The sequence below is a fragment of the Oceanicella sp. genome (genome assembly GCF_056449545.1).
Genome location: NZ_JBWOMN010000145.1, coordinates 1 through 17,241, shown reverse-complemented (window position 1 = coordinate 17,241; position 17,241 = coordinate 1). Strand labels below are relative to the sequence as shown.

The window sequence follows — 17,241 nt, the reverse complement described above, 5'->3', positions numbered from 1 at the left end:
CGCCGGTGGCAGCCGCCCGAACGGGGCCGCCGCCACCGGCGCGTCGCTCAGCGCCGCGATGCGGGCCAGCGCCGGTGCGGGATCGACCCGGTCGCCCCGCGTCAGCGCCACCAGATCCGCGGCCGCGATCTGCGCCCCGACCTGCGCGCCGATGCGCGGATCGTCGAGCGTCGCGACCAGGTTTTCGGCGTCCGCCAGCGTCACCACGCCGCCGGGGCGCATCTCGGGTTCGGCCATGGCGACGGCGGCGATGCGGCGCGGTTCGGCGACGCCGCTGGCCTCGATCACCAGGCAGTCGGGGCGCGGGCGGCGGTCCAGCGCGTCGCCCAGCGCATGCATCAGATCGCCGCCCAGGGTGCAGCAGACGCAGCCGTTGGACAGCAGGACGGTGTCCTCGCTGGCGCTTTCCAGCAGGTCGGCGTCGATGTTGATGGCGCCGAAATCATTGACCAGCACCAGGATCCGCCGCCCGTCCGCGTGGCGCAGCAGGTGATTGATCAGACTGGTCTTGCCGGCGCCCAGATAGCCCGAGATCACCGTCACCGGCAGCGGCGCCAGGGTCACGACAGGCGGACCTGACCGCCGAACACCGTGCCCAGCACCGCAACGTCGCGCAGCGCCTCGGGCGCGACCGCCAGAGGATCCTCTCCCAGCACCGCGAAATCGGCGCGCTTGCCGGTCTCGATCGACCCGATCTCGGCATCGAGCTTGAGCGTGTAGGCGGCGCCCAGGGTGATGGCGCGCAGCGCCTCGGGGACGGTGATGCGCTGCGCCTCGCCCAGAACCCGCCCGGATCCCGTCAGCCGGTTCGCCGCGCACCAGGCCACGTGCAGCGGCCCCATGGGGGTCACCGGCGCGTCGGAATGGATCGCCAGCGGCACCCCGGCGTCGAGCGCCGAACGGCAGGCGTTCATGCGCTGCGCGCGATCCTCGCCGATGGTCAGGGCCGCATGCTGGTCGCCGAAATAGAAGATGTGATTCGAAAACAGGTTGGCGCAAAGCCCCAGCGCCTTCATGCGCGCGAACTGGTCGGCGCCGATCATCTGTCCGTGCTGGAGCACATGGCGGTGATCGCGGCGCGGATGTTTCGCCATGGCCTTTTCCAGCGCGTCCAGCGCCGCCTCCGACGCCTCGTCGCCATTGACATGGATATGCATCTGCAACCCGGCCCCGTGCAGCGCGTCGCACAGCGCGTCAAGCTGTTCGGGCGCGGTGTTCCAGATGCCGTTCGGAACGCCGTTGACATAGCCCGGCCACTTGATGCGCGCGGTAAACCCCTGGATCGAGCCGTCGGTCATCAGCTTCACCGCCCCGAGGCGCAGCTTGTCGGTGGATTTTTCCCGCATCGCCAGCGCGGTCGCGACGATCTGTTCGGGCGGCGCGCCGAGCCCGCCCAGCGCCGGAACCAGCCGCAGCGGGAAATCGTCGCCGGCGGTCATGGCGGCGAGCGCGTCGATGTCCCCGGGCTCCAGCGTCGCGAACAGGTCGGTGCAGGTGGTGACGCCCACCAGGCGCGCGGTCTCGGCATAGTCGCGCAGCGCCGAATCCGTGGCGCAGAGGGCGCGGAAATCGACGCCGAGCCGCCGCAGCACCGGGAACATGGCGGCCATTTCCTGCAATTCGCCGGTGGGGCCGTCGTCATCCATGGCCACGCCCTCGACATTGGTCTCGCGGGTGTAGCCCGCCAGCGCCAGCGCCGCGGAATTGGCGGTCATCAGGTGGAAATTCGAATGCAGCACGGCGATGGGGCGATCCGGGGACACCGCGTCGAGGTGGTGGCGGTTGAGCCGTTCGGAGGTCAGGAAGATCGGATCGAACCCCCAGGCGAAAAGCGGCGCGTCGGGCGTGGCGGAGGCGGCGATCGCCGCCTGCGCCGCGCGCAGCCCGTCGAGCGCCGCGCCGATGTCGGTGCGCCCCTTCCACAGCTTGCCCGCGGGGTCGGTGCGATCGTGATAGCCGGCATAGGCGTAGCGCCACATGGCCCCGGCCATGAGATGCGCGTGGCCCTCGACGAAGCCGGGCATGAGCACATGATCCGCGAGCCGGTCATCGGGGCGCCCGCCGCCCCAGGGCGCGGCGCAATCCGGGCCGCCGACCGCAAGGACGCGCCCGTCCCGCACCGCCACATGGCTTGCCGCAGGGCGGTTGGGGTCCATGGTGATGATCTTTCGGGCGCTGAACAGGGTGATGGGGTCGGCGGTTTCGGGCATGGGGTCCTCCCTCGGGGGCTGGCGCGGCGGCGGCCGTCTGCGCGGCTTTGCCCGGATCGCGGGTCATGGCGGCGACTGTGGCGCCCGCGCGCGCCCGGCGCAACGCGGCGCGGACGGCGACAGGCGGAAAAACCCCGGGTTCGCGGGTCTGAACTGCCTTGAAGGCTATGCGCCGGGCATGGCCGGGACCGCGTTCGGCCCGCCGCCCGGACAAGGCGGAGGGCCGAAACATCGCAAACAATGTCAGCGTCGGAGAAGGGCCTCCGGGGCTGGGTCGACACGCTACGCATTCGATCCGATACAGCCTGGATCAACTTGCCCAAGCCCCGGAGAAGTCACTGTACGCCACTTCACGAGCTTAATGTGTCATGAACGAAATCGCCTGTGCATCGCCATAATCGGGGAGAGGGCGGATTTTAACCTTTTGTTAACAAACGAGTCGCATTGCCCCAGTTTCGCCGTGATTGGCAGAATGACCGTTCGGTGATTCGTTAATGACGCGTTGAGAAAGATTAACGGGCTTGCCGATTTTCCCATGCCCGACCTGAACGGGCCGGGCGGGCCGCGCCTGTCGCCGACAGGAGGCGCCGGCGGCGTCAGGCGGCGGCGGTCTCGGCGGTCTCGGGCGGGGGCTGCTTGGCGCCGGTCATGAAGGCCACGGCGTCGGACATGGAGTGCTCCCGCGGGCTGATGGTGCAAAGCCGCCGCCCCAGCCGGTGGATATGGATGCGGTCTGCCACCTCGAACACATGCGGCATGTTGTGGGAAATCAGGATGATCGGCGAGCCCTTGGCCTTCACGTCCTGCATCAGGTCCAGCACCCGGCGCGATTCCTTCACGCCCAGCGCCGCCGTGGGTTCGTCCATGATGATCACCTTCGATCCGAAGGCGGCGGCGCGCGCCACCGCGACCCCCTGACGCTGGCCGCCCGACAGGGTCTCCACCGCCTGGGTGATGTTCTGAATGGTCATCAGCCCCAGTTCGGTGAGCTTGTCGCGGGCGATGCGCTCCATGGCCGCGCGGTCGAGCTGACGCAGGAAGCGCCCGCGAAACCCGGGTTTGCGCAGTTCGCGCCCCAGGAACATGTTGTCCGCGATCGACAGGGCGGGGGACAGGGCGAGGGTCTGGAACACGGTCTCGATGCCGGCCTCGCGGGCCTCCATGGGCGAGCGGAAATTGACCAGTTCGCCTTCGAGCCGGATTTCGCCCTCGTTGACCGGGATGGCCCCGACCAGCGCCTTGATCAGCGTGGTCTTGCCGGCGCCGTTGTCGCCGATCACCGCCAGGATCTCGCCGGGATAGAGGTCGAGATCGGCGTGATCCAGCGCCGTCACGCTGCCGTAGCGCTTCACCAGGTTGCGCGCGGTGAGCATGGGTCGGGTCATGCCGAGACCTCCCGGATGCGTTGGTCGATGGCGACGGCGGCGATGATCAGCACCCCGATCAGCAGGTAGGTCCATTGCGGGTCGGCCCCCATCAGCCGCAGCCCCAGCGAGAACACCCCGACGATCAGCGCCCCGAACAGCATGCCCATGATCGAGCCGCGCCCGCCGAACAGCGAGATGCCGCCGATCACCACGGCGGTGATCGATTCGATGTTGGCGAACTGCCCGGCGGTGGGCGACACGGACCCGATGCGCCCGATCAGCGCCCAGCCGGCGATGGCGCAGATCAGCCCCGCGGTGGCGTAGACCGAGACCAGCACCTTCCTGACCTGCACGCCGGACAGTTCCGCCGCCTCGGGGTCGTCGCCGACGGCGTAGACATGGCGCCCCCAGGCGGTGTTCTTCAGGATATAGGCCAGCAGCAGCGCCAGCAGCACGAAGACGATCACGCCATAGGTGAACACCGCGCCGCCGATCTGCACCTTGCCGCCGAGGAATTGCAGGATCGGGGCCTGTTTCTCGATGTCCTGGCTGCGGATGGTCTCGTTGGCGGAATAAAGGAAATTGGCGGCCAGCACGATCTGCCACATGCCCAGCGTGACGATGAAGGGCGGCAGGCGCATATAGGCGACCAGCACGCCGTTGACGCCGCCCAGCAGGGTTCCGGCGGCCAGGCCCAGCAGCACCGAGATTTCCGCCGGAATGCCGTAGCGGAAGGTGAACTGGCCCATGAACACCGAGGAGATCACCATGATCGCCCCCACCGACAGGTCGATGCCGGCGGTGAGGATCACCAGCGACTGCGCCGCGCCGACGATGCCGACGATGGCCACTTGCTGAAGAATCAGGGTGAGCGCGAAGGGGGAGAAGAATTTCTGGCCCAGCAGCAGGCCGAACACCGCCACCGACAGGGTGAGCACGATCAGCGGCACCGCCGCGGGCGTGCGGTGCAGCCAGTGCTGGACCGCGCGCAGGGGCGAGGCGCCGGTTTCCTCGAAGCTCGCGATCTCCTCATCGGCGCCGCTGAGCGCGGTCTTGAAGTCGTCCTCGGCGGCGGATGTGTTCGGCATGGGCGTCCTGGGGCTTGCGGGGATGAGCGTGGATCCGGGCGTGGATCCGGGGGGTGGGCGGGGAAGGGGCGACACGCGCGCCGCCCCGTCCGGTTCGTTCACATGGCCGCGCATGGCCGGGCGGTGATCGCCCGCCCGTCAAGCCCGCCCGTCAAGCCCGCCCGTCAAGCCCGCCCGCCGGGACGGGTCGGGCAGGGCGCAAGGGCGGGCGGGCCATGCGCGCGGGCTCAGCCCCAGCAGCGGTTCATGCCCTCGACGGTGTCGATGGATTCGACCCCGGCGACCGGCTTGTCGGTGACCAGCGCCACGCCGGTGTCGAAGAAATCCTTGCCGGGGGTGTTCTCGGGCTTGGAGCCGTCCTTGGCCCAGGCGGCGATCGCCTCGATGCCGAGCGAGGCCATCAGCAGCGGATACTGCTGCGAGGTGGCGCCGATGACCCCGTCCTTGACATTGGCGACGCCGGGGCAGCCGCCGTCCACGGACACGATCAGCACGTCGTTCTGGCGGCCCATGGCCTTCAGCGCCTCATAGGCGCCGGCGGCGGCGGGTTCGTTGATGGTGTAGACCACGTTGATGGTCGGGTCCTTGATCAGCAGATTCTCCATGGCCTTGCGGCCGCCTTCCTCGTTGCCCGCGGTGATGTCGTGGCCGACGATGCGCGCGTCGGTCTCGTCGCCCCAGCGCTTGGGGTCGCCGATGTCGATGCCAAAGCCGGTGAGAAAGCCCTGATCGCGCAGCACGCCCACGGTGGGCTGGCTGACCGCCAGATCAAGCATGCCGATGCGCGCGTCCTTGGCCGCGTCGCCGAGCGAGGCGGCGGCCCATTTGCCGATCAGCTCGCCGGCGAGGAAGTTGTCGGTGGCGAAGGTGGCGTCGGCGGCGTCGATCGGGTCGAGCGGGGTGTCGAGCGCGATCACCAGCAGCCCCGCGTCGCGCGCCAGCTTGATCGTCGGCACGATGCCGGCGGTGTCCGAGGCGGTGATCAGGATGCCCTTGGCGCCGCCGGCGATGCAGGTCTCGATCGCCGCCACCTGGCTTTCGGAATCGCCGTCGATCTTGCCGGCGTAGGATTTCAGGTCGATGCCCAGTTCCTTGGCCTTGGCGCTGGCGCCTTCCTTCATCTTCACGAAGAACGGGTTGGTGTCGGTCTTGGTGATCAGGCAGGCGGAGATTTCGGCGGACATCGCCGGAACCGCGAAAGCGCCGAGCGCAAGCGCGCAGACGGCGGTGGTCATAAGCGTCTTTTTCATGAGTGTCCCTCCCAGGGTGGCTGGAATCCGTTGCAGTGCGATCCGGCCGCGCATCCGCCCGCCCTGCCTGGGCCTGGCGCGGCGGACCCGACGCGGCATGGCAAAATGCTTTCACCGATCCCCGCGCCTGTCAATTAATAACGCGGTTTGATTTATTATCGCGCCCCGTGTCATGCTCGCGGATGCGCCGGCGCCGGCGCCGGCCCGGCGGGTTTCGGGGCGCGATGGGGCATTGGGGGGCATTCGGGGGCGATGAGGGCTTTGGAGGGCTAGTGGCGAAAATCCCGGCACAGGGCGCGACGGATCGGGATCAGGGCGCCGATCAGGGCGATGCCCCGCGCGATGACCCGGGCGATGACCTGGGCGGCGGGGCCGGGCGGGATCGCGTGATCGACCCCGGCGGCGGCGCCAATCAGCGCCGCGTGCGCGCCTATAACGAACGCCTGGTGCTGTCGCTGGTGCGCCGCCACGAAAGCCTGCCGAAATCCGAGATCGCCAGGCGCTCGGGACTCTCGGCGCAGGCGGTGACGGTGATCATGCGCGGGCTGGAGGCCGACGGGCTGCTGATCCGCGGCGCGCCGCGGCGCGGGCGGGTGGGGCAGCCCTCGATCCCCATGTCGCTCAACCCCGACGGGGCGTATTCCTTCGGGCTGAAGATCGGGCGGCGCAGCGCCGATCTGGTGCTGATGGATTTCGTCGGGCGAACCCGCGCGGCGCGGCGCGAGATCTACCCCCATCCCCGTCCCGAGCGAATCCTGCGCTTCGCCGCGCGCGGCGTCGCCGAACTGAGCGCGGCGCTGTCCGCGGACGGGCGGCGGCGGATCTCCGGCGTCGGCGTCGCCATGCCGTTCGAACTGTGGAACTGGTCGGAGATGTTCGACTGCGACCCGGGGGATCTGGAAATCTGGCGCGGATTCGATATGGAAACGGAACTGGCGCGGGTCTGCGCCGCGCCGATCTTCATCCAGAACGACGCCACCGCCGCCTGCGGGGCCGAACTGGTGTTCGGACGCGGCGCGCAGTATTCGGATTTCTGCTATTTTTTCGTCGGCGCCTTCGTCGGCGGCGGGCTGGCGCTGAACCAGTCGCTCTATGTCGGGCGCAGCCGCAACGCCGGGGCGCTGGGCTCGCTGCCGATTCCGCAGGCCGGCGGCCGCCCCGAACAGCTGGTGAAACTGGCCTCCATCCATGTGCTGGAGCAAATGATGACCGCGCGCGGCGCCGATCCTTCCGCCCTGTGGCTGACGCCCGACGCGTGGCCCGAGACCCTGCCGGGCTTCGATGCGCTGCTCGACGACTGGATCGCCGCCACCGCGCGCAACCTGGCGCTGGCGGCGGTGGCGGCCTCTGCGGTGATCGATTTCGAGGCGGTGGTGATCGACGGCGCCTTTCCGGCGCAAGTGCGCGCGCGCATCGTCGCCGCGGCGGCCGCCGAGGCGGCGCGGCTCGACACCCAGGGCATCGCGCCGCCGCGCATCGTCGCCGGGCAGGTGGGCGCCGGCGCCCGCGCCATCGGCGCCGCCAGCCTGCCGCTGTTCGCCCGCCACCTGCTGGATCAGAGCGTGCTGTTCAAGGAAACCGCGCCGCCGGGGTGACGATCGGCGGATGGATCCGGGCGGCGCGTCGCGAAAACCGCCTTTGAAACGCCCGCGCGAACCGGCTATGACGGGCGAAACCCGCCGCGCCGAGGGCTCGCCATGCCGAAAACATGCTGAAAATCCGCATCATCCCCTGCCTCGACGTGAAGGATGGGCGCGTGGTCAAGGGGGTCAATTTCGTCGATCTGATCGACGCCGGCGACCCGGTGCAATCGGCCATGGCCTATGACGAGGCCGGGGCCGACGAGCTGTGTTTCCTCGATATTTCCGCCAGCCACGAAAACCGCGGCACGCTGCTGGATGTCGCCCGGCGCACCGCCGAGCACTGCTTCATGCCGCTGACCATCGGCGGCGGCGTGCGCACCCCCGAGGACGTGCGCCAGCTGCTGCTCGCCGGCGCCGACAAGGCCAGCTTCAACACCGCCGCGGTGAACGACCCCGACGTGATCGCCCAGGCCGCCAACAAGTTCGGCGCGCAATGCATCGTGGTGGCGATCGACGCGAAAACCGTGTCGCCGGGCAAGTGGGAGATCTTCACCCATGGCGGGCGGCGGGCGACCGGCATCGACGCGGTGGAATTCGCGCGGCTGATGCAGGCGAAAGGCGCCGGCGAGATCCTGCTGACCTCGATGGATCGCGACGGCACGCGGTCGGGCTACAACCTGCCCCTGACCCGCGCCGTCGCCGACGCGGTGCGCATCCCGGTGATCGCCTCGGGCGGGGTCGGGGCGCTTGACCATCTGGTGGCGGGGGTGACCGAGGGCCATGCCTCGGCGGTGCTGGCGGCGTCGATCTTTCACTTTGGCGATCATTCCATCGGCGAGGCCAAGCGCCACATGCGCGCCGCCGGCGTGCCGGTGCGGCTGTGAGCGGCGGGGGCGACGGCGCCGGCGTTCTGGCCCGGCTCGAGGCGGTCATCGCGGCGCGCAAGACCGCCGATCCCGCCAGTTCGCACACCGCGAAGATGCTGGCCAGGGGGCCCGGAAAATGCGCCGAGAAATTCGGCGAGGAGGCGGTGGAGGCGATCATCGCCGCCGCCGTCAACGACCGCGACAACCTGGTCTGCGAGGCCGCCGACGTGCTCTACCACCTGCTGGTGATGCTGGCGGCGCGCGACGTCGCCCTTGACGAGGTGCTGGACGAACTGGCGCGGCGCGAGGGGCTGTCGGGCATCGCCGAGAAGGCCGCGCGCCCCGGGGATCCGTTCGGGTGAGCGATGCGGCGCCGGTCCCGGTGCTGCTGCTCAGCCGCGCGGCTGACGGCGGGCGCCGCGCCGGGTTCGCCGCCGCCGCCGCGCGCGCGGGGCAGGGGTTCGGGATCGTCGAGGCCATGGACGCCCACGCCCCGGGCGCGGATTTTTCGCCCTGGGCGCATCTGCTGCCCGCGCGCTTCTGGGAAAGCGATCGCATCAAGCCCGGCGCCTTCGCCTGCTGCCTCGCCCATATGGCGGCCTGGCGGCGCGTCGCCGCCAGCGGCGCCGCGACGCTGATCTGCGAGGATGACGCGCGGCTCGAATCCGCGCTGCGCTGGCGGGCGGAGGGGGCGCTTGTCCGCCGCCCCGTCGGCGAAGCGGCGGGGCGGGGCGACACCGTCGCGATCCTGCCCGAGGCCTGGGACATGATTCTCGTCAACAGCCGCGCCGCCGCGTGGCGCCGGGCGGCGGCGCGCCCCGGCGACCCGGATTTCCTGCCCCTCGCGACGCTGATCGCCCGCCATGCCGGGCTGGCCAAGGCGAGGTCCGCGCCCGGGTTTCCCAAAACCCCCGGCGCCGACGCCTACCTGCTGAGCCCAGCGGGGGCGCGGCGCTTGCTGGCCATGGTCGAGGCGGATCGCGTCGTCGCGGGGGTCGACTGGATGATGATCCACTATGCCTGCCCGCCCCCGCCCCCGCCCGCGCACCTGTCCGCGATGATCGGGGCGGGCCCGGCGCCGCTCCCCGAACTGGCGAGCCTCAGGCGCATGCTGCCCGCCCCGCGCCCGCGATTGCAGGCCTTCGTCGCCCCGGCGCCTGCGGCGTCGCTGGCCCCCGGCCCGAGCGCGCTGCGTCATGCGGTGACGGCGCCGATCGACGATCTGCGCGCGCCGCCCCCCTGACGGAGAATCGCCCCGCCGGGACCGCCAAATCGCGTTGCGTCTCCTCGGGAGGTGCGCTATATCGGCCCGCGACGCACCCGTAGCTCAGCTGGATAGAGCGCTGCCCTCCGAAGGCAGAGGCCACAGGTTCGAATCCTGTCGGGTGCGCCAATAACTTCAATGGCCTGAGCAAGGAACTGGAGCGACTTCGTTCCAGAAGATCATGCCGGCGCCATGCCCTCGGTGCGACCGGCAGCATCAGTGCTGAGCACTGACCGCCTTGATGGACGCGGGCGCCCCGGCATTTGCCCAGGGCGGCGCGGGCCCCACCGCATCTTTGCGGAACGGGCCGACAAATACGGCGGCAAGGTTGATGATCGCCGGGATGTCTATCGCGAACAGACATTTCAGGGCCAGCCTGAGCTGGGGATCATTCCCGCCGGGACCAAACTGACCCCGCACTGACCCCGCACTGACCCCGCGCGATGAAACGATGGCATCCCGGGACAGCATCCCCGAAAGCCAGCGGGATTTCCAAACGCGCGGAATGGAGATATTCGCCGGTTTCGTCGAACATGCCGACGCGCAGGTGGGCAGGCTGCTGGACGGACTTGAAGCGCGCGGCCTGAAAGGCAACACGCTGGCGTTCTGCGTTTTCGGCGACAACGGCTCCAGCGCCGAAGGCCGGAATGAAACGATCGGCGAATTGCTGGCGCAGAACAACATTCCCGACACAGTCGAGCAGCAACTTGAGGCGCTCGACCGGCTGGGAGGAATCGAAGCGCTCGGGTCGTCCAGGACCGACAGCATGTATCATGCCGGATGGGCCTGGGCCGGCGGCACGCCGTTCAAGGGGACCAAACTCATGGGGTCCCGTTCTGGCGGCGCCCGCAACCCGATGGTCATCTCATGGCCCAACCGCATCTATCTCGATGGCTGGTTCGCAGGCCCTCCGGGCCGTTGCTTCCCTGGGATGCGCCCGCCTCGGTCGAGCGCATCGCCAATTGGGATTCGGCCGATGATCAATGGGAGCTTCACGATCCGAGCAAGGATTTTTCTCAGGTCAACGATCTCGCCGCCCAACAGCCCGAGCGTCCGGCAGCCATGAAAACGCGGTTTTCCGAAGTGGCGCGGGAAACTGGTTGCGGCTGCATCCCCAGGATCGGGTGAAATCCGACCATTCCGGCTGGAATTTCACCCAGGCCGCGCGCCGGACGCCGGACTTCATGGCCCCGGGCGCTGGGCGTGAAAGCACGCTGGTCACGATGGGCGCCGATGTTGACGACAATGCCGGCGGGGTTCTTTACGCCGTGGGTGGCGCGGGCGCTGGATGACATGCCCGGGGATGTCCATATCGACGGCATCGACCAGAGCTCGTTTCTCATCGCCGATGACGGTCAAGGCCTGCGCGAACAGATACAGTATCGGTTCGGGTCCACCTTTGCGGCAATCCGGATGCGGGAATGCAAATCACACGTGAAGGTCATCCTGCCGCAGCGGCGGACGCTGTGGATCGACATGGCAACGGCGCAGGATGTCGGCGTTGCGCCATGGGCGTTCAACCTGTTCATCGCCCCCAAGGAACAATACCCCGTTGGCCACAGGATGAATGCCTGGCTCGCGTCGCTGGGCGCCGACATGAAGGCCCATGCCGCAACATTCAGGAAACACCCCCCGAAAGACATCGGGCATTGAACGAAATGCGGCGGCGCCATGACGCGTGAGAGCGTGCTCGAGACGCCTCCCGGCCAGCGCCTGATCGGGGTGGCGGCCGCCGCGATCGTGATCAGAGGTTCCGCGACCTTGGTGAGGCGTTCATGATCTCGCGCCAGGCGTCGGCATTCGATGACCCATGCGAAAGTCCGCTCGACAACCCATCGCCCGAGAATGACGACGACGCCTTTCCTGCATGGCCTGCGTCGGACGATCTCGATGCAGATGCCGGTCTTGTTCCGCGCCCATGCCGCAAGCTTTGCCGCGTGGCCGCCATCCGCAAAGGCGTGCTCCACGAAAGGGAGCCCGGCGCGGGCGTTTCAGAACGCCCTTTGCCCCGTCGCGATCTTGCATATCCGCGGCATGGACCGCGACGACGAGCGGCCCGCGCGCAGGAAATGCAGGATGGCCTCGATGATCGCGCGCTTGTCGGTCTTGCGTGGCCGCCCGACCGGATCGGCATCGGGCGTCATCGGCGCAATCGCGCCCCGCCGACCGTTCGTCAAATCGGTCGGGCGCATGCGCCTTCGGAGCTCGGGCATCCGTGTCGGTCCGGCATCATTGACATCGACACCCCGTGACTCACAACGCGCCGCCTTTGGGGTTCCACCTTCTCGAACATGCTCCGAGACATGACAAAGCGCGCGCAATGTGTCCGCATGACAGGCAGCCGGATCACTGATGCGCGCTTCGCTTTCCCGCGCCGCGCTCAGCCGTTCGCGGCGCGCTGCCGGGCGCGGGCGCTGTCCTGATCGGAGACGCCGACAAGCGCCACCAGCTGGCGCAGGAAGGCGTCCTCCTCGGGGTCGCGGCGGCCGTCGGCGAGCACCACGCGCCACAGCGCCTCGACCACCTCGGCGCGGGCCTCGTAGGGCACGGCGCGCTTGATCAGGCGGGTGAAGCGCACGGTGTCGGGGGCCACGGCCTCGGCGGCTTCGGCCTCGCTCAGCAGGGTTTCGACGGCTTCGGGGGACAGCGCGTGGCGCGCGGCGATCGCGTCGGCGATGGTTCGGCGTTCGATCGCCGCATAGTCGCCGTCCGCGCGGGCGGCGCGCACCATCAGCGCGGTCAGGGCCAGGCGGGCGTCGTCCTCGGGCATCGGCGAGGCGTCCGCGCGGGCGAAACGGGCGAGCAGGGTTTTGAGCATCCGGTCTCCGATCCAGCGTGGCTTGCCCGGATAGATTGGTCATTTGGCCCCGCAAGGCAAGCGCGCCCGGCGGTTGGGCGGCGGCCAGCGGCGCGCCGGCTCAGGGCTGATCGAGTTTGGCCGGCGCGCCGTGGGGCGGCCCGGCCCCGGGCATGGCGGGGGCCGCGATCGCGGTCAGCGGGGCGGCGTTCCCGCCTGCCGCGCCCGCCGCGCCGGATGAAGGGTCGTCCATGGTCAGGGCGGCGTAGATCATGATCAGGGCCAGGCTCAGCAGCATCACGAAAACCGCGATCGCCAGGCGGCGCGAGGAGGTTGGCGGAAAAGACATCATCGGCGCAAATCCCTTGACCCCGTTCAATCCGGAAACGCCTGAATCGATCGGCGCACACGCAATAAGCGAGGTCGATACACCATAAGCCGCTTTGGTAGAAGCGGGAAGATAAGTGCTTGACGCCCCCGGCGCCGAGTCCTAAAACGCCGCCCACGCCAGACGCCTTCGTCGGGCGCGGACGGCTGCGGTTGTAGCTCAGTTGGTTAGAGTGCCGGCCTGTCACGCCGGAGGTCGCGGGTTCGAGCCCCGTCAACCGCGCCACCGTCCGATTCCCTGCGAATGTCCGACCGGCCGACCGCCCGGGGCCCTTGGCCAAGCGATCGTCAGCGCGGTTGTAGCTCAGCTGGTTAGAGTGCCGGCCTGTCACGCCGGAGGTCGCGGGTTCGAGCCCCGTCAACCGCGCCACTTTCCCGCCGTTTCGGGGCGGCCGTTTCTAGCGCAATTCATGGTTGAGCGCCGCCGGAGCGCCGCGTCGTCGCGCGCGTTGCGGCCGCATCGCCGCCGGGCCGGGCGCGGGCGCGCCGCTCGCTTGCGCGCGATCTTCTTGCCGCAACGCAGCATACAGCCGCCTGTCAGCCGCCCCGCGCGGCGCGGGGACGGTGGTTGGACGGCGCGCATTCGGTCGCGCAAGGCGGAGCAGCGAATCGGCGCCGCAGTGGATTAACCCGGCAATAACAAAGTCATGACGCCGCCGCGCACGCCGAATCCAGCCTTGTTCCGGGGCGGAGCGACGCGTATCGGCGTCGAAATTTCGTTTCCGTTCGCAAGCGCCGCATGACCGACGGCTCCGGTTGACCTGACTGCCCCTCGGGTTTAGAAGCCCAAAAGCCATGATGCGCAGCGCTTCGGGATAGCGAGTCAGCGCACGGCCAACGCAAGGGGCGCTCATGCAAGACCTTCTCCGGGAATACCTGCCGATCCTGATTTTTCTGGCATTGGCGGTGGCGCTGGCGCTGGTTCTGATCATCGCCGCGCTGGTGCTTGCGGTGCGCCGCCCGGATCCGGAGAAAACCTCCGCCTACGAATGCGGCTTCAACGCGTTTGACGACGCGCGGATGAAATTCGACGTGCGCTTCTATCTGGTGGCCATCCTGTTCATCATCTTCGATCTGGAGGTGGCGTTCCTGTTCCCCTGGGCGGTGGCGTTCAAGGACATAGGGCTGTTCGGCTTCTGGTCGATGATCGTGTTTCTCGGGGTGCTCACCGTCGGATTCGCCTATGAGTGGAAGAAGGGAGCCCTCGAATGGGATTGACCCCCAACCCGGCCCCGAGTTCGGCCCCGAGTTCGGCCCCGAGTTCGGCGCTGGCCAATGTCGCGGGCCCCGATCGCGAGGTCATGACCGGCATCCTGTCCGACGAACTGGCGGACAAGGGGTTCCTGCTCACCTCCACCGACGACATCATCAACTGGGCGCGCACCGGATCGCTGTTCTGGATGACCTTCGGGCTGGCCTGCTGCGCCGTGGAGATGATGCACACCGCCATGCCCCGCTACGACGCCGAGAAATTCGGCTTCGCGCCGCGCGGATCGCCCCGCCAGTCCGACGTGATGATCGTCGCCGGCACGCTGACCAACAAGATGGCCCCGGCGCTGCGCAAGGTCTATGACCAGATGCCCGAACCGCGCTACGTGATCTCCATGGGATCCTGCGCCAATGGCGGCGGCTATTACCATTATTCCTACTCGGTCGTGCGCGGCTGCGACCGGATCGTGCCGGTGGACATCTACGTGCCCGGCTGCCCCCCCACCGCCGAGGCGCTGCTCTACGGCATTCTGCAATTGCAGCGAAAGATACGCCGCACCGGCACGCTGACGCGCTGAACGGGACCGAGGGGACGGAGGGGACATGTCAGAAGATCTCATGGAAATCGCCGCGACGCTGGAGGCGCGCCAGCCCGAGGCGTTCGTGTCCGCGCATGTGACGCATGGCGAACTGACCGTGCAGGTGGCGCTCGACAAGCTGGCGGAGATGGTGCGCTTCCTGCGCGACGACGCCGCCTGCCAGTTCACCACGCTGATCGACATCTGCGGCGTCGATCATCCGGATCGCGAACAGCGCTTCGACGTGGTCTATCACCTGCTGTCCATGCGCCAGAACCACCGCATCCGCCTGAAGGCCAGCGCCCGAGAGGACGAGATCGTGCCCTCGATCACCGGCATCCACCCCTGCGCCAACTGGTATGAGCGCGAAGTCTTCGACATGTTCGGGCTGCTGTTCTCGGGCCACCCGGACCTGCGCCGCCTGCTTACCGATTACGGGTTCCGCGGCCATCCGCTGCGCAAGGATTTTCCCACCACGGGCTTTGTCGAGACCCGCTACGACGAAGAACAGAAGCGCGTGGTCTACGAGCCGGTGACGCTGACCCAGGATTATCGTCAATTCGACTTCATGTCGCCCTGGGAGGGCGCCGAATACATCCTCCCCGGCGATGAAAAGCAGGAGGCGACGTGATGGACGGGCAGGATTTCAAGACCGCCGAGCAGCGCATCCGCAACTTCAACATCAATTTCGGACCCCAGCATCCGGCGGCGCATGGCGTGCTGCGCATGGTGGTGGAGCTTGACGGCGAGCTGGTCGAGCGCTGCGACCCCCATATCGGCCTGCTGCATCGCGGCACCGAAAAGCTGATGGAGAGCCGCACCTACCTGCAGAACCTGCCTTATCTCGACCGGCTCGACTACGTCTGCCCGATGAATCAGGAACACGCCTGGTGTCTGGCCATCGAAAAGCTGGTCGGGGTCGAGATCCCGCGCCGCGGATCGCTGATCCGGGTGCTGTATTCCGAGATCGGCCGCATCCTCAACCACCTGCTGAACGTCACCACGCAGGCCATGGACGTGGGGGCCCTGACGCCGCCGCTCTGGGGGTTCGAGGAACGCGAAAAGCTGATGGTGTTCTACGAACGCGCCTGCGGGGCGCGGCTGCATTCCGCCTATTTCCGCCCCGGCGGGGTGCATCAGGACCTGCCCCAGCAGCTCTGCGACGACATCATGGCCTGGACCGAGACGTTTCCCGAGGTGCTTGACGATCTCGACGGGCTTCTCACCGGCAACCGGATCTTCAAGCAGCGCAACGTGGACATCGCCGTCGTCTCCAGGCAGGAGGTCCAGGAGCTGGGCTTTTCGGGGGTCATGGCGCGGGGTTCGGGTCTGGCCTGGGATCTGCGCCGCGCGCAGCCCTACGAGGGCTACAGCGAATTCGACTTCAAGATCCCGGTGGGCAGGAACGGCGATTGCTACGACCGCTATCTCTGCCGCATGGACGAGATGCGAGAGAGCCTGAAGATCATGCGGCAGGCGCTTGAGAAGATGGAGAAATGCAAGGGCGAAGAGGTGATGGAGCGGGGCAAGCTCGCGCCGCCGAAACGCAACGAGATGAAGACCTCGATGGAGGCGCTGATCCATCACTTCAAGCTCTACACCGAAGGGTTCCACGTGCCCGCCGGCGAGGTCTACGCCGCGATCGAGGCCCCCAAGGGCGAATTCGGGGTGTTTCTGGTCTCCGACGGCTCCAACAAACCCTATCGGGTCAAGATCAGGGCGCCGGGCTATCCGCATCTGGCCGCCATGGACCATCTGGCAACGGGCCATCAGCTGGCCGACGTCGCGGCGATCATCGGATCGCTGGACGTGGTGTTCGGGGAGATCGACCGCTAATGCTTCGCCGCCTGCATCCGGACCAGCCCGACAGTTTCGCCTTCACCCCCGCCAACGCCGCGTGGGCGCAGGCGCAAATCAAGAAGTATCCCGAGGGGCGTCAGGCCTCGGCGATCATTCCGCTGCTCTGGCGCGCGCAGGAGCAGGAGGGCTGGCTGACCCGGCCCGCCATCGAGAACGTGTCCGAGATGCTCGGACTGGCGCATATCCGCGGGCTCGAGGTCGCGACCTTCTACTTCATGTTCCAGCTGCAGCCCGTCGGGTCCGTGGCCCATGTGCAGGTTTGCGGCACCCTGTCCTGCATGATCTGCGGGGCCGAGGACCTGATCGCCGTCTGTCGCGAAAAGATCGCCGAGAACCCTCATGAGCTGTCCGCCGACGGCAAGTTTTCATGGGAGGAGGTCGAATGCCTCGGGGCCTGCTCCAACGCGCCCATGGCTCAGATCGGCAAGGATTTCTACGAGGACCTGACCGTCGAGAGCTTCGCCGCCATTCTCGACGCCTTCGCGCGCGGCGAGGTTCCGGCCCCGGGGCCCCAGAACGGCCGCTTCGCGGCGGAGCCGAAATCCGGGCTGACCACGCTGATCATCCCGCCGGGAGAGCGCCTGGCGCTCAACGCCTCGGCGGCCCTGGCGGCGGAGAAGGGCGACGCCGTGGCGCGGATTCTCGGCGACGCGCCGGCGCCCGCGCCCGAGACAGAAGCCGCCGCGCCCGCGCCCGAGGCTGAAACCGCCGCGCCCGACATCGACGTCGATCTGTCCGCCGCCGCCGCCGCCGCCGCGGCGGCCGCGTCGCGCAAGGCCGCC

At 68.4% G+C, this 17,241-nt stretch carries 19 protein-coding genes and 3 tRNA genes; 14 read left to right on the top strand and 8 right to left on the bottom strand.

The genetic code is table 11. The features are described from left to right. The 5 genes from AC1HC7_RS18600 to AC1HC7_RS18580 form a co-directional block, all read right to left on the bottom strand. Positions 1-564: CobW family GTP-binding protein (locus AC1HC7_RS18600; protein ID WP_479499308.1), on the bottom strand; the 564-nt coding region annotated here is incomplete at its 3' end. After that, positions 561-2,210, bottom strand: coding sequence for an amidohydrolase (locus tag AC1HC7_RS18595; protein ID WP_479497699.1), 1,650 nt, complete (start codon positions 2,208-2,210; stop codon positions 561-563). The genes AC1HC7_RS18600 and AC1HC7_RS18595, both read right to left, overlap by 4 nt. A 596-nt stretch (positions 2,211-2,806) precedes the next feature. Next, the gene (locus AC1HC7_RS18590) at positions 2,807-3,595 is read right to left on the bottom strand and encodes an ATP-binding cassette domain-containing protein (protein WP_479497698.1); all 789 of its coding nucleotides are present in this window, start codon (positions 3,593-3,595) and stop codon (positions 2,807-2,809) included. Continuing rightward, the gene (locus AC1HC7_RS18585) at positions 3,592-4,665 is read right to left on the bottom strand and encodes an ABC transporter permease (RefSeq protein WP_479497697.1); all 1,074 of its coding nucleotides are present in this window, start codon (positions 4,663-4,665) and stop codon (positions 3,592-3,594) included. Before AC1HC7_RS18585 ends, AC1HC7_RS18590 begins: the two co-directional genes overlap by 4 nt. 227 nt (positions 4,666-4,892) lie before the next feature. Beyond that, entirely contained in the window at positions 4,893-5,915 is a 1,023-nt protein-coding gene (locus tag AC1HC7_RS18580; RefSeq protein WP_479497696.1) for a substrate-binding domain-containing protein, read from the bottom strand. A gap of 272 nt (positions 5,916-6,187) precedes the next feature. Here AC1HC7_RS18580 and AC1HC7_RS18575 point away from each other — a divergent pair, with 272 nt between their 5' ends. The 7 genes from AC1HC7_RS18575 to AC1HC7_RS18545 all read left to right on the top strand — a co-directional run bounded on the left by AC1HC7_RS18575 (position 6,188) and on the right by AC1HC7_RS18545 (position 11,281). Beyond that, on the top strand, positions 6,188-7,510 hold the full coding sequence (locus AC1HC7_RS18575) for an ROK family transcriptional regulator (protein ID WP_479497695.1): 1,323 nt from the start codon (positions 6,188-6,190) through the stop codon (positions 7,508-7,510). 113 nt (positions 7,511-7,623) lie between these two features. Further along, positions 7,624-8,382 (top strand): imidazole glycerol phosphate synthase subunit HisF, encoded by a 759-nt coding sequence (hisF, locus tag AC1HC7_RS18570; protein WP_479497694.1) that lies wholly within the window; start codon positions 7,624-7,626, stop codon positions 8,380-8,382. Next, positions 8,379-8,726 carry a phosphoribosyl-ATP diphosphatase gene (locus AC1HC7_RS18565; protein WP_479497693.1) on the top strand — a complete coding sequence of 116 codons (348 nt, stop codon included), beginning with the start codon at positions 8,379-8,381 and terminating at the stop codon, positions 8,724-8,726. The genes hisF and AC1HC7_RS18565 overlap by 4 nt, the downstream gene beginning before the upstream one ends. Next, positions 8,723-9,607: a hypothetical protein gene (locus AC1HC7_RS18560; protein ID WP_479497692.1), complete on the top strand. Its 885-nt coding sequence runs from the start codon at positions 8,723-8,725 to the stop codon at positions 9,605-9,607. Before AC1HC7_RS18565 ends, AC1HC7_RS18560 begins: the two co-directional genes overlap by 4 nt. Positions 9,608-9,680: 73 nt before the next feature. Continuing rightward, positions 9,681-9,757 (top strand) — tRNA-Arg (locus AC1HC7_RS18555). A gap of 322 nt (positions 9,758-10,079) precedes the next feature. Continuing rightward, a complete protein-coding gene (locus tag AC1HC7_RS18550; RefSeq protein WP_479497691.1) occupies positions 10,080-10,694 on the top strand; it encodes a sulfatase-like hydrolase/transferase in 615 nt (204 codons plus the stop codon). Positions 10,695-10,831: 137 nt separating this feature from the next. Then, positions 10,832-11,281 (top strand): hypothetical protein, encoded by a 450-nt coding sequence (locus AC1HC7_RS18545; protein ID WP_479499307.1) that lies wholly within the window; start codon positions 10,832-10,834, stop codon positions 11,279-11,281. Positions 11,282-11,619: 338 nt separating this feature from the next. Here the strand turns inward: AC1HC7_RS18545 and AC1HC7_RS18540 are convergent, their stop codons facing one another. From AC1HC7_RS18540 to AC1HC7_RS18530, 3 genes are all read right to left on the bottom strand, one after another. After that, positions 11,620-11,841 (bottom strand): transposase, encoded by a 222-nt coding sequence (locus tag AC1HC7_RS18540; RefSeq protein WP_479497689.1) that lies wholly within the window; start codon positions 11,839-11,841, stop codon positions 11,620-11,622. Between the two features lie 167 nt (positions 11,842-12,008). Next, positions 12,009-12,446 carry a tellurite resistance TerB family protein gene (locus AC1HC7_RS18535; RefSeq protein WP_479497688.1) on the bottom strand — a complete coding sequence of 146 codons (438 nt, stop codon included), beginning with the start codon at positions 12,444-12,446 and terminating at the stop codon, positions 12,009-12,011. A gap of 100 nt (positions 12,447-12,546) precedes the next feature. Then, positions 12,547-12,774: a hypothetical protein gene (locus AC1HC7_RS18530; RefSeq protein WP_479499306.1), complete on the bottom strand. Its 228-nt coding sequence runs from the start codon at positions 12,772-12,774 to the stop codon at positions 12,547-12,549. A gap of 187 nt (positions 12,775-12,961) precedes the next feature. Here AC1HC7_RS18530 and AC1HC7_RS18525 point away from each other — a divergent pair. The 7 genes from AC1HC7_RS18525 to nuoE all read left to right on the top strand — a co-directional run. Beyond that, positions 12,962-13,038, top strand: a tRNA-Asp gene (locus AC1HC7_RS18525). 67 nt (positions 13,039-13,105) lie between these two features. Next, positions 13,106-13,182, top strand: a tRNA-Asp gene (locus AC1HC7_RS18520). A 482-nt stretch (positions 13,183-13,664) separates the two neighbouring features. Further along, positions 13,665-14,030: an NADH-quinone oxidoreductase subunit A gene (locus tag AC1HC7_RS18515; RefSeq protein ID WP_479497686.1), complete on the top strand. Its 366-nt coding sequence runs from the start codon at positions 13,665-13,667 to the stop codon at positions 14,028-14,030. Continuing rightward, positions 14,021-14,599 (top strand): NuoB/complex I 20 kDa subunit family protein, encoded by a 579-nt coding sequence (locus tag AC1HC7_RS18510; RefSeq protein ID WP_479499305.1) that lies wholly within the window; start codon positions 14,021-14,023, stop codon positions 14,597-14,599. Before AC1HC7_RS18515 ends, AC1HC7_RS18510 begins: the two co-directional genes overlap by 10 nt. Before the next feature lie 25 nt (positions 14,600-14,624). Continuing rightward, positions 14,625-15,230 (top strand): NADH-quinone oxidoreductase subunit C, encoded by a 606-nt coding sequence (locus AC1HC7_RS18505; protein WP_479497684.1) that lies wholly within the window; start codon positions 14,625-14,627, stop codon positions 15,228-15,230. Then, positions 15,230-16,435, top strand: a complete 1,206-nt coding sequence (locus AC1HC7_RS18500; RefSeq protein WP_479497683.1) for an NADH-quinone oxidoreductase subunit D — start codon at positions 15,230-15,232, stop codon at positions 16,433-16,435. The genes AC1HC7_RS18505 and AC1HC7_RS18500 overlap by 1 nt, the downstream gene beginning before the upstream one ends. Beyond that, a partial coding sequence (gene nuoE, locus AC1HC7_RS18495; RefSeq protein WP_479499304.1) for an NADH-quinone oxidoreductase subunit NuoE occupies positions 16,435-17,241 on the top strand: 807 nt, incomplete at its 3' end. The genes AC1HC7_RS18500 and nuoE, both read left to right, overlap by 1 nt.